This window comes from uncultured Butyricimonas sp. (assembly GCF_959596855.1).
GTDB lineage: Bacteria > Bacteroidota > Bacteroidia > Bacteroidales > Marinifilaceae > Butyricimonas > Butyricimonas muris.
Genome location: NZ_CAUFYA010000034.1, coordinates 18,823 through 31,744 on the forward strand (window position 1 = coordinate 18,823; position 12,922 = coordinate 31,744).

13 protein-coding genes and 1 pseudogene are annotated in these 12,922 nt (G+C 40.3%); all 14 read right to left on the reverse strand.

Translation table 11 applies throughout. The features are described from left to right. Positions 1–13: 13 nt before the first annotated feature. Positions 14–421 carry an RteC domain-containing protein gene (locus Q5866_RS14240; protein WP_141560852.1) on the reverse strand — a complete coding sequence of 136 codons (408 nt, stop codon included), beginning with the start codon at positions 419–421 and terminating at the stop codon, positions 14–16. Then, complete coding sequence (locus Q5866_RS14245) at positions 351–629, reverse strand: hypothetical protein (RefSeq protein ID WP_099289814.1); 279 nt, start codon at positions 627–629, stop codon at positions 351–353. The genes Q5866_RS14240 and Q5866_RS14245 overlap by 71 nt, the downstream gene beginning before the upstream one ends. A gap of 118 nt (positions 630–747) precedes the next feature. Beyond that, positions 748–1,908: pseudogene (locus Q5866_RS14250) on the reverse strand (DegT/DnrJ/EryC1/StrS family aminotransferase). A 21-nt stretch (positions 1,909–1,929) separates the two neighbouring features. Continuing rightward, positions 1,930–2,583, reverse strand: a complete 654-nt coding sequence (locus tag Q5866_RS14255) for an acetyltransferase (RefSeq protein WP_303180916.1) — start codon at positions 2,581–2,583, stop codon at positions 1,930–1,932. Positions 2,584–2,586: 3 nt separating this feature from the next. Continuing rightward, positions 2,587–3,201 (reverse strand): sugar transferase, encoded by a 615-nt coding sequence (locus Q5866_RS14260; RefSeq protein ID WP_303180917.1) that lies wholly within the window; start codon positions 3,199–3,201, stop codon positions 2,587–2,589. Continuing rightward, on the reverse strand, positions 3,194–4,402 hold the full coding sequence (locus Q5866_RS14265) for a glycosyltransferase family 4 protein (RefSeq protein WP_303180919.1): 1,209 nt from the start codon (positions 4,400–4,402) through the stop codon (positions 3,194–3,196). Before Q5866_RS14265 ends, Q5866_RS14260 begins: the two co-directional genes overlap by 8 nt. 53 nt (positions 4,403–4,455) lie before the next feature. After that, the gene (locus Q5866_RS14270) at positions 4,456–5,232 is read right to left on the reverse strand and encodes a glycosyltransferase family 2 protein (protein ID WP_303180920.1); all 777 of its coding nucleotides are present in this window, start codon (positions 5,230–5,232) and stop codon (positions 4,456–4,458) included. After that, positions 5,204–6,490 carry a hypothetical protein gene (locus Q5866_RS14275; protein ID WP_303180921.1) on the reverse strand — a complete coding sequence of 429 codons (1,287 nt, stop codon included), beginning with the start codon at positions 6,488–6,490 and terminating at the stop codon, positions 5,204–5,206. The genes Q5866_RS14270 and Q5866_RS14275 overlap by 29 nt, the downstream gene beginning before the upstream one ends. Beyond that, the gene (locus tag Q5866_RS14280) at positions 6,487–7,461 is read right to left on the reverse strand and encodes a glycosyltransferase (RefSeq protein WP_303180922.1); all 975 of its coding nucleotides are present in this window, start codon (positions 7,459–7,461) and stop codon (positions 6,487–6,489) included. The genes Q5866_RS14275 and Q5866_RS14280 overlap by 4 nt, the downstream gene beginning before the upstream one ends. Positions 7,462–7,470: 9 nt before the next feature. Then, positions 7,471–8,313 (reverse strand): ATP-grasp fold amidoligase family protein, encoded by an 843-nt coding sequence (locus tag Q5866_RS14285; protein WP_303180924.1) that lies wholly within the window; start codon positions 8,311–8,313, stop codon positions 7,471–7,473. A 59-nt stretch (positions 8,314–8,372) separates the two neighbouring features. Continuing rightward, positions 8,373–9,686: a flippase gene (locus Q5866_RS14290; protein ID WP_303180925.1), complete on the reverse strand. Its 1,314-nt coding sequence runs from the start codon at positions 9,684–9,686 to the stop codon at positions 8,373–8,375. Between the two features lie 58 nt (positions 9,687–9,744). Next, on the reverse strand, positions 9,745–10,761 hold the full coding sequence (locus Q5866_RS14295; protein WP_303180927.1) for an NAD-dependent epimerase: 1,017 nt from the start codon (positions 10,759–10,761) through the stop codon (positions 9,745–9,747). Beyond that, positions 10,762–12,072 (reverse strand): UDP-glucose/GDP-mannose dehydrogenase family protein, encoded by a 1,311-nt coding sequence (locus tag Q5866_RS14300; RefSeq protein ID WP_303180929.1) that lies wholly within the window; start codon positions 12,070–12,072, stop codon positions 10,762–10,764. It lies immediately after the preceding gene. A 19-nt stretch (positions 12,073–12,091) separates the two neighbouring features. After that, positions 12,092–12,841, reverse strand: coding sequence for a hypothetical protein (locus Q5866_RS14305; RefSeq protein WP_303180930.1), 750 nt, complete (start codon positions 12,839–12,841; stop codon positions 12,092–12,094). Positions 12,842–12,922: the final 81 nt, after the last annotated feature.

A 12,922-nucleotide genomic window follows, 5' to 3' on the forward strand; every position in this document is an offset into this window, starting at 1 on the left:
CTATTTTTTACCCCTACAAACCATCTTTCTCATCTCTTTCCCGTTCAATCAAAACGATCAACCGCTTCAAGAACACCGTCAACTCTTTTTTCCGGTTAAATATATCCCGCTTCAATTCCCGGTAATTAGGCAACTCTATTCCCAATACAGACTCCATCAACTTGATAATCTCGTCATATTCCATCAACTTGCCACCCGGTGTCCACAACACCTTTGCCAAGAAAAGCCCCAAGGCCAATTCAACAATCTCCATCTTAAACGAACCCGAACGCCAAACGGCAAGCGGTCCCCCCTTCAACCTCGCCCCAAACCACTCCGGGTATTCCAATCCTTCCCGCACCAGCTGGATCTCACGTTCCACCAATTCCAACACGGCAACCGCACACCGACCGACTATCTTCTTTTTTTTCCATCCCGTCACCAGACCGGAACATCTCGCACGAAACCGCCAATCGGACCCGTACCCGCTCCAACCCACGGGCAACCACCTTGTAATCCCGTCCCTCGTCAAGCCACCTCTCCAAATCCCCCATGAACTCCTGTACCATCAAACCAATCTCTTCCCTTGTCATCTCTTCTTGAGTATCCTCCAACCAAGAGAATAACCTCGCTTTCATTAAATTTCTCATAATTCTATATTTTAATTTATAAAACAAAAAAGCCCCGGGAACTCATCTCCCGAGGCGTATCCTCTATCTTCATCAATTAATCAAATCGTCAGCAATCACTAAATCCCAAAATCATAAATCATAAATCTAAAATCCCCCCAACCACTCTCTCAATATCTTTATCCGTCAACATCGGTCCCGAAGGCAGACACAACCCTACCTCAAATAATCTCTCGCTTGTCCCGTTCCCGTAAAAAGGCGCATCCTTGAACACCGGCTGCAAATGCATCGGCTTCCACAACGGGCGGCTCTCTATATTATTCGCATCCAAAGCCAACCTCACGTCCTCACGTGTGAAGCCCGCCTTTTCCGTTTCAAATTTTATAAACTTTAACCATTAATTCTATTTAAAATCTCCCCCCCCCGGCTGACACATCACGTTCACTCCTTTCACCCCCTCCAGCAACCTCACGTACAAATCATGTATCTCTCGCCTTCTCCTCACGTGCTCTTCCAACACAAACATCTGCCCCCGACCTATCCCCGCACATATATTACTCATCCGGTAATTATAACCGATCTTCTCGTGTTGGTAATGCGGAGCCTGTTCCCTCGCCTGCGTGGCGTAAAACAACGCCCGTTTCGCCCTCTCTTCACAAGGACAAACCAATGCCCCGCATCACGAAGTCGTGATAATCTTATTCCCGTTAAACGACAACGCCGCATACTCCCCAAAAGTACCGCACTTCCGTCCCTTGTATTCCGAACCCAACGCCTCCGCCGAATCCTCTAGCACGGATATCCGGTATCTATTTGCGATCTCCAAAATCTCATCCATCTTCCCCGGCATCCCGTACAAATGTACCGGAATAATCGCTTTCGGCAATCGCCCCGTCTTTAGCAATCTATCCTTTATCGCCTCCTCCAGCAACACCGGATCCATGTTCCAAGTATCCACTTCACTATCCACGAACACCGGAGTTGCCCCTTGATAAGCGATCGGGTTCGCCGATGCCGAAAACGTGAAACTCTGACAAATCACCTCATCCCCCTCGCCAACACCTAAAAGTATCAACCCCAAATGCAACGCCGCCGTCCCCGCACTCAACGCCACCACACACTTATCCTCATTTTCAACTTTCAATTCTCCATTTTCAATTAAGAAATCCCTCAAGGATTTCTCGAAGGCATTCACGTTCGGTCCCAGCGGTACCACCCAATTCGTTTCAAATGCCTCACGTATAAACTCCTGCTCTCGTCCACCCATATGAGCGAGAGAAAGCCAAATTCTATCTTTCATAAATAGGAAATTAATACAGAATCAATTATTATTTCTTACCACCTTACAAGGAGAACCATAAGCAACAACATTATCAGGAATATCTTTTGTTACAACAGCACCCGCACCTATTATACAATTCGCTCCGACACAACATCCTAATGTTACAACTACCCCATCATCCAAAAGTGTATTTGCATTCACTCTAACCCCTCCAGACAAAATAACCCCCGAAGCAATATATACATGATCTTCCACAATATTATCATGATTAATCTGTGAACCTGTATTCACGACAACATTGTTTCCAATAACCGGAGCCGGCGTTACCAAACATCCCGCTTCAATCAAAATACCTTCACCCAACTGAGCGGTAGCAGCAACAACAGCCTCAGGATGAATAATATTCACTGCCTCCCACCCTTGCTCTCGAAAAAACTCAAAAACCTTCTTCCGAAACTTCATCGCACCAAAACCTATAAAGAATTTATTTGTTTTATATTTCTTTCTCAAAGAATCAAGTATATCCTTATCGAAATTCTTGTAAGGCTCCACGACAATACCATCAATACAACTTCCCCAACACGTTTCATTTTCATCCAAAATACAAGCTACTTGATAAACTCCTTGTGCTTTTACATTATACAAAACTACACGACAATGTTGTCCTGCTCCGACTATAATTATTTTTTCCATAATTTATCTATTATCATTTCCGACAAAATCCTCCATTGTTGCAGAAGTTTGAGAATTTATCCCTTCTCGGGCAAGAGTTTTCTTTATAGTTAAAAAAAATATTTTCAAGTCAAAATAAAAAGAAATGTGCTCCACGTACCAAACATCGTATTCAAATCTCTGTTGCCAAGAAATAGTATTCCGTCCATTTACCTGTGCCCACCCTGTAATTCCGGGACGCACCTCATGACGCCGAGCCTGAATTTGATTATACAATGGCAAATATTGTACTAATAAAGGTCTAGGACCAACTAATGACATATCACCTTTTAGAACATTGATTAATTGGGGTAATTCATCTAAAGACGTTGAGCGTATCAATTTTCCCACTCGTGTTAATCTATCCTCATCTGGTAACAAATATCCTTGACGATCTCGTTCATCAGTCATTGATTTAAATTTTATCACTTCAAATATTCTTCCATTTTTCCCCGGACGTTCTTGTCTAAAAAACACACCAGCTCCTTTATTTGCAAAATGAAGCCAAATTATTATTATCAACAACAATGGACTAAATAACAATAATATACTTAGAGCTATGACAAAATCAATAACTCGCTTAAAAAACGATCTATACATGAAGGACTGAATTAATAACTGAAACAAATTTGCATGTAAGTATTGATTTATCGAATTTCTCAAGCGAAACCTTCCTTGAATTTCGAGCGTATTCTTCCAATTTCTCACTATCTTTACTTATCATTAATAACTTATCCGCTAAATCACCCGGTTCCTCCGGATTCACGTAAAAACCACAATCGAAATCCTCCACAAGTCTTTTAGTCCAACCCGCCGAATTAACTATAATAGGTTTCCCTGCCGATAAAGAATCAAACAATTTATTCGGGGAATTGGTATAAAGAATTGGCAAATTTTTAAAACTAACCAAACTCATATCGCAACAATTCAATATTTCCGAAGTTTCATACGTGTTATATTCTCCTATAAATTTCACGTTTCCCAATCTCCAATTTTCAACTTGCTGCTTTAAAGAGGGCAAAGTAGCTCCATCTCCAGCAATAATAAAATTTATCAAATCATCCCGCCTTTCCTCTTGCAAAAAATGCGCAGTTTGTACAACAGAATCCAGCCCGTTAGCAACCCCCATTGCCCCCACATGAGCCACGTTAAATTTAGCTTTATCTATTCCATACTTCAAAAATTGTTCATCTGTTTGCACTCTCGGATAAAACAAATCCCCTTTAGACATGTTAGTTATAATTGTAACTTTATTCTCCGGAATCCCACAATTTAATACACCTTCTGCCATTCCCGGTGACAAAGCAATAACATGTTCCGCTTTTTGATATATCGTCTTTTCTAACTTTCTCAATATTCTAATCAATAATGAATTCTTAATTGCCCCGACTTGTATCGGAAATTCCGGCCATAAATCCCGAACTTCAAAAACAAATTTCCACTTCCTTATTCGCTTCAACACTAAAGCTATAAAACCAACTGTCAAAGGTGTCGATGTTGCGAAAACCAAATCGACATTCTTCTCTTTCAAGGCTTGCCTTATCGCTCTAACAACAAATGTGACAAACGAATATACTTTCCTTATCTTGCTAAAATATTGACTATATTCATTTTTTAAATAAATAACATGAATACCTTCTATATCTATTATTTCGGGCTTTTTATGTTTATATTCATTCGTTGAAGTAATCATCGTAACTTGAAATCCTTCTTCAATTAACTTCTTCGCAAACCAATACGAGCGACTTGTTCCATGCTCATCTGGTGTAACAAAATATTGATGTATATATAAAACTTTCATTGAATCAATCCAAAATCATAATTTAACCTAACACAACGCTTCTCGTGCTTTATTCATTGTTTTAGCACGGCTAATAATCGACTTAAATACAAAAAGAAATTATATCTATAAAAACCACATATATAAAGAGAAGTATAAGCAAGTTGTTGTTGAATAATGCCTTTAACCCTTTGGCTCGTTTTTTTCTTCCCCCTCGAAGCGGATCCCTCCCGCAATCTCCGATAATAAATACAATCTTCACTAGCTTTTACAAGATGTGCTATCTTATCAGAAATAGCAAACATAAATAAAGCATCTTCACCATTGCAAAATCCTACATCAAATCTTTTATTCCCAATGATTACACGAGGTATCAATTTGCAACAAGCATTGGACAAATAGCAGCGATTAAAAAACAAACCATATCTTTTATTCCTTTTAAACGTCAAGTAATCCTCTATTTTTTCACTTATAGAATACTTAAAAGCAAGGACATTAGACACGACAACGGTATGCGGCGCAGCCAAACAATAAAGTTTTTCCAAATAATTGGAAGATACAACATCATCATCGTCCAAAAAGAGTATATACTCCCCGCATGCCGCATCTAACCCTATATTTCGAGCATTAGAAACTCCCGCAATATCTATATATAAAATTCTTACTCTACTTGCAATAGAACATTTACAAGCAATATATTCTTGCAATAAAGAATGATAAGATGGACTACTACCATTCAAAACTATAATTACTTCAAATTCATCCGGATTCAGGGTTTGTTTCTCCAAAGACTGTAAACATTCCCATATATAATCCTGAAATTTATAAGTTGGAATTATGACACTGATCATGTATATACAATATTCGCTGTTCTATAAACACGTAAGACAAATAGTAGATAAAAAGGAAACAATGTAACATCACGGAATAACCGAATACCTCTCCTTTCACATGAATAATCCCCAAATAAAACAAAATAAATAAACCAAATTTTAACATTTTCCCCTCTCTCAATACCTGTCTACCAAATACCAAAAAAACATCTAATAAAATCAATAACACAAATCCCCCAACACCTATGTACAAAATATTACGCATATACCCAGCATCTGTGTGTAAGTAGTAAGCACCATCATAACCTGTGTATAGCCCATCTCCCACAAAAAAAGTAGGTAAAGAAATCGAAAAATACATATCATCAAACAACGTGCTGGAAGACGTTGTCTCTAAAGTTCCTTTCTCCAAGTAATTGAATAAAAATTCAAAAGCATATAAAAGTAAATTATAAACTTTATATTGCAGACTATCCGTTAAAGACATCCAAATAACCATCGCCCCAAGTACTATGAATAAAAATATCCTGCACAATGTCTTAACCTTATAAAGGAAAGAAAATGAAGAACACAAAAAATACAAACCGGCAACACCTACCCCCACAAAAAATGTCCGTCCTGTGAAAAATCCACCAATAAACAAAATAATACCACATACAACATCACGGTAAGTAAACTTTTCCCGATCTACACACCTCTTGATAAAAAAGAGAAAAATCAACCCGTATAAAATCGCCAAACCAAAAAATACTGTACCCGCTAAAGCCAATCCTCGCCTACCCGCAAATTTGGATGCAACTTCTATTGTACTATTACCTTGGAACAACTGGATAAAACCCTGCAAGGAAGGAGAGAAAAAAGCCATGATCTGAATCACCGACTGTACCACAAAAATTCCAATTAACAAACTTAACACCTCGTCCAAGGTATATTTCCTGTAAACCAGTAAACTCACCAAAAATATTCCCACTATAAAATGCAACATGACATTAATCAACGTCGGCAACAATGTTAAATCCAACTCTAAATGCATCGTTGTCAATAATATCATGTAAAACATCACGAATAAATACATCCCAAGCAATCTAACTACATAAGGGTGTAAAAACATCCGTTTTGCTATATCAAATCCTCCTCTCAAAAACAGGAAGCGAATGGGCAGCAATACTAACAACAGCAAAGAAGAAGTTCTAACCACTGGTAACTGCAACCCGAATATATAAAAGAACAAATAGACAAAACATTCAAATTTAGCCAAATGTATCCCCAGTATCATAACATAGGTATTATCCGATTACGGAAAATATTATAAACAACAATTTTTGCATTCTCCATAATAGAAAAACGCTTAAAATCCCCACTACACACTAAATATAACAAAACTTGTAAACCCGACGAAGCCGTAATGGAGCGATACAAGTAATAATAAAAATACTTGATTGCTTTTCTTTCTCCAGGTGTAATAGCAGCAGGCAAAACCACCTTTTTAAATTCCAAAAGTTGCTTCAAGGCCAATTTTTCCGTCAACTCATAAGCAATACTTTTCCGTTGGCAAAAACTACAAAAACCTTTGCGCCTAATTTTAGCGGCAAGCCGTTGTTGACTTTGATGGTTTTTACTTGTAATTTGCTTGTTAGTTACCCGGTATTTCAGCAACACCTCCTGCAAATTATGAAAACAAGTCACTCCCTTCATCCGACTCCACAACTCGTAATCCTGCGCGTAGCGAAAATCCGGGTTATAAAACAACCCGTTATCTTTCAAGACGCTTGCTCGAATCATCACCATGGGATGCGCAAAAGGCGAACCTTGAAACAAAAAACAATCCTCATCTCGCTCCGGATATTTTTGTTCTCCTTTTCTACATCCGAAAAGTCGGATATTAGCCCCGCACACCCCCACATCCAGATGCTCTTCCAAGAAAGCCACCTGCTTTTCGAAACGTCTTGGCAAAGAAATATCATCGGCATCCATCCTCGCAACATATTTTCCCCGGGCTACTTCCAACCCTCTGTTTAAAGATCGCGTCAATCCTATATTCTCCTCGTTGTGGAGCACGACAACACGTCCATCTCTCCTCACGTATTCACCAAGCACCCTCCGGTTAGCTTCCCGCCCGGGATTGTCATTCACGATAATAAATTCAAAATCCCTGAACGTTTGCTCTAAAATAGAATTTATAGACTCCCGCAGCCACTCCTCCGGTTCGCCATAAACACTCATGATAACAGAAACAACAGGACTCATCTCAATTCTTCACAAAGGTAATTTTATCAATTTTCCCCACTCTTCATCACAACTATTCGGCGAAAACCTACCAGTTGCATTTTCTGGAGTGTAAGTCATCTCGCCAAAATAAATTCGTTCCCCCACTATATATAAGTCCACTCTCACAAACACTTCCCCCTCTGCTAATTTAGCTGCAATCTCTAGCATCTCGTCCAATTGTTCAGGACGCTCACGGGCTTCTCCTTTCGGAAACCCATATTCCATCGGCAGCAAATTCCAATCGCGATCATAAATCACTCGGGTATGCTTGCTCTGTCGTCCCTCATCAATCTGGATAAAATAAGGTTCTCCATGAAAACAAAAGAACTTGTAATCCTCCGGTACAACGTCATTTGTCCCTATAAATTGTTCACAAACAATCTTGGGAACAATTCCCTTGTATTGAATCTCTCTACCTACGATATAATAATCTCTACGCAAGTACCCGTTCAACCGACAAACCGTTTCTTTTTTATCCAATTGTTCCTTGTTTGTGCAAATAATATTCCATCCCGACCCATGATTCGCTTTCAGCACAAAAGACGTTGGTAACACCTCCCAATCTACATTTTCCCCTTTATCATATACACCAAGCAACGGAATCAAATACCGTTCTCCAATCCTCTGTCTAACAAACTCTCTTACCCTATACTTATCAGCACACATATTCCAACGTTCGTGATCCCCGTACAAACGTAGCCAATTCAATTTCTCGTTAAAAGTGCTTGGGTTCCTCAAATCTGGCTTTCGTCCAAATGCTTTTTTAAACCGATAAATCACGTATCTTTTATCTGAAATAAAAAGATACAAAAAACACAAAATATTTTTCATATAATTTTCTCTAATCCATAAAAATCTTTCTTCAAGAAAAAACATTTATCAAAATATTGTTACATCCTACTCTCGGATATTTTGCCACATTCACGAACTTGCTCATAATATTCTTTTTTGATTTTAGTAGCAAATTTCCAAGTACTTATACCTATAAGACCTCGGCATATTGTCAATGTTACCGCTGCTCCTATGTAATCAAAATAATAAACCAAGGGGATAGAAATACAAAAACCTAGTATAGAACAAAAGAAGGTTATATTACGCAACATTTTTTCTTTATGTATAAGAATTAAATAATTCTTTCCATAAATATCACTCAATGTTAATAAGAATATTCCTATACACATTATTCGCATCACTACAACAGCATCTGTAAAAGCACTTGTAAACAATAAATCGATAAAAAAAGGAGCTAACAAAAACAAAATAACAGATACCCCTAGCGCTAAGATTACATTTATACGCACATAAAAAGTATGATTTTCTATTTTCCGAGAAAGAAAAGGATAAAATGTTCGTGAAACTATTGCGAAAAAACTATTGCTAACATCTACCAATTTCTTCCCTGCGTCAAAAATACCATTGCTTACACTACCTCCCCAAACCCCCAATAATAAAACAGAGAAAGCATTATACAAATTGGGCATAAGATGATTCAAAAAAACATCTCCACTTCCCTTTATTGCCATGATTGTATCTTGTCTTGAAAAAGGCTTCAAACGAATACCATAACGTACCATTATGAAATAAAGACTTATCAATCCAGAAACCATGAAACCAAGTGACACAAATAATGGTTGCAAAATGTAATCATCTTTTTCTCGGATAAATACAAATACACATGCCGTGAAAAAAATCTTTGAAATCAAACTTAACCACGTGATATATTTCATCTTCTCTATTCCTTGAAATAACCACTCTGGAAACAATATTTGTCCTGGCAATATTAATGAAGTCATTAATAACACCACCCACATTTCTCTCAACATAGGAATTACAAGTACACAGACGACCAAAATAATATAAGAAATACTCATCAATATTACACGAGCCCAAGTAACCGAACTAAATATTTGAGAAATCTTTTCCTTGTTATCTCTATTCACCGCAACATCTCGCGTAGCAGTATAGTTAAACCCCCAATCCGTGATTGTTTGCAACCAAATCATTACCGCTGAAGCAAAAGCTATTTTACCAAATCCTTCAGTTCCTATTACTTTTGCCAAATATGGATATGTTAATAATGGGAATACATAACCCGCAACTTGAAGCAAAGATAAATAAGCAAAATTTTCCAAAAGAGTTTTTACATTTTTACTTCTATGAAATTCACGTAACTTTTTGTAAAAATCCATATCAAAATCATTCACGGACTTGCCAATTTCCTACTCTTATTTCTATTGTTCTTTTTAGGCTTATATCAATGTTTCAAAAATCATAAAACCTTTTCCACCATGCTACAAATTCTCCTACTCCTTCTTCCAACGTCACCCGAGGTTTATACCCGCCCTCTCGCTCCAACCTCAACGTGTCTGCATAAGTCTGGTACACGTCACCCGGCTGCATCGGCAAATAAATCTTCTCTACTTCTTTCCCGATAGCCCGTTCCAGACACTCTATAAAATCCATCAATCTCACGGGAGATGAACAACCAATATTATACACGTTATGTTGACGATCTTTATTTACCCCCGGAACCTTATCCAACACTCGAATCACCCCCTCCACGATATCATCAATGTAAGTAAAGTCCCGCATCATATGCCCGTGATTAAATACCTTGATAGGCTCTCCATTTACAATCGCTCTCGCGAAAAGCATGGGCGCCATATCCGGTCGTCCCCACGGGCCGTAAACCGTGAAAAATCTCAATCCCGTGGCTGGCATCCCGTAAAGTTTGGAATAACAACTCGCCATCAACTCGTTCGCCTTCTTCGTGGCTGCATACAGGCTCACGGGATCATCCACCCTATCGTCTTCCGAGAAAGGCACTTTATCATTTGCCCCGTACACGCTACTTGAAGAAGCATAAACCAAATACTGAACACGATTATGCCTGCAACACTCCAAAACATTGACAAATCCCACGAGATTACTATCCACATAAGCAAACGGGTTCTCAATTGAGTAACGGACTCCCGCCTGAGCTGCAAGGTTTATCACACAATCGAACTTCTCTCGCTCGAACAATCTCGGTAATTCTTTCCGATCCTCGAGATTTAATTTAATAAATCGGTATAACAAGTATCTCACACTTTGTACCGGTTTCCCGTATTCAACGCATTCCCTATCAATCCCCGTTTCTGCCAGACGAGCGTATTTCAAGTTTACATCGTAATAATCGTTGATATTGTCCAACCCCACAACCTCATCTCCACGCTCCAGCAAATGCCGGGCAACGTGAAACCCGATAAAACCGGCAGCACCTGTCACCAGTATTTTCATTTATCCTATTTTATAGTACTCAAAACCGTTCTCCAAGAGTTCTCGCCCATCGTATATATTCCGCCCGTCTATCACCACACGACCATTCATCGATTTTTTCAACACGCTCCAGCTCGGAACCCGGAACTCTTTCCACTCCGTGACAAGCATTAAAACATCCGCATCCACCGTTGCCTCGTACATATCTTTACAGTAAACTACCGTATCCCCGATTCGGCGACGACATTCGTCCATGGCAATAGGATCGTACACTTTCACCGTCACACCTGCGTTCAACAACAAATCAATCAACACCAAAGCGGGCGCCTCCCGCATATCATCCGTTTCCGGTTTGAATGCCAAACCCCACAACGCTACAGTTTTCCCCTTCACTTCCCTGCCAAAATGACTCACGAACTTGCGGAACAGAACCGACTTCTGACGCTCGTTCACGCTTTCCACCGCCTTCAACACCTGCATCTCGTAACCGTTTTGCTCGGCAGTCTTGATCAACGCTTTCACGTCCTTCGGGAAACAACTCCCGCCATACCCGCAACCGGCGTACAAGAACTTCTGCCCGATACGGGTGTCCGCACCGATCCCCTTGCGCACCATGTTAATATCTGCGCCAACAAGTTCACACAAGTTCGCCACATCGTTCATAAAAGAAATACGGGTTGCTAACATCGAGTTAGCGGCGTATTTAATCATCTCGGCAGAAGGTATATCGGTAAAAATCATCCGGTCGTTAGTCAACATAAAGGGACGATATAAACGGGTCATGATCTCTTTAGCCCGATCACTCTCCACTCCCACTACAACACGATCCGGACGCATGAAATCCTCTACCGCCGCCCCTTCCTTCAAAAACTCCGGGTTAGAAGCCACGTCAAACTCGAGCGTCACACCACGTTGCTCCAGTTCCTCCCGAATTGCTTGTTTTACCTTAATTGCCGTTCCCACGGGTACAGTACTTTTGGTCACCACCACCAGATATTTATTCATGTTGCGTCCCACGGTTCGTGCCACCTCCAACACGTACTTCAAGTCCGCCGACCCATCCTCATCAGGGGGTGTCCCCACTGCACTAAACACGACCTCCACCTCGTCCAAAACCTCGGTCAAATCCGTCGTGAAATGCAACCTTCCCGCCTTCACGTTTTTGTGTACCATCTCTTCCAGTCCCGGCTCGTAAATCGGGATCATCCCATGTTGTAACTGTTCTATCTTCTTTTTATTCACGTCAACACAAGTCACGTCAACTCCCATTTCCGAAAAACACGTTCCAGATACCAAGCCCACGTAACCGGTTCCCACTATCGCTATCTTCATAATTATAAATTAAATAATTCTACCCACACGTTTTATTCAATTTTTCAAATTCCCGTTTCGCCAAAACATAAAAGCCCCCCGCCACTAAACCAATATCCGCATCCTGTCCCATTTGCCGAAAACGCTCGATTATCCCGTCCTCCTCCCGCTCCACGCTGACCTGTAGACGAGCCCGTTCCTCGTTCAACCGCTCTTGTTCCTCTTTTGGCAATTCCATTGACCCAACCACATCATCGTACAAACAAATAGCACTCCACCACGCCAACAACACATCACGATCCCCGCCTCGAATATATCCCAATGCCTCCATCACCAGTCTCCCCGCCAATTCACCACACATCTCATCTCCGGCAAAATAGTAACAATTACACAGTAACCGACAAACATTCGGTGTCCGACAAGGCAAAGCGATTTTACCATTCTCCCGCACCGAGAGTATCTGGTAAGCCGCATCCACACCATTTTTCAAGTACCCCAAGTCCGAGTACACCTGATAAACATCCATCATATCCGCCGCATACCCCACCCGGGTATCCACGGGAATATCCTCATTCCTCAACTGCCCCGAGTATAGCCGTGCAATCTCTTTCGCCCGCTCGTGAATATCACCAGGGTGACCGAAAGTCCCCTCCAACCACGGGTACACCCGTACCATAGAATACACTGTTAAGTAACCGTGTAACAAGCCAGACAATTGCCCCGGGGGATACGCCCGGATATCAAGCATGTTCAATCGCTTGTACAAATCGTGAAATAAACCTTTTTCCATTTATATTTCTTGATTTATGATTTTAGATTTATGATTTCAATTGTACTTATCGATACTTTTTTAATCGCAAATCATAATTCA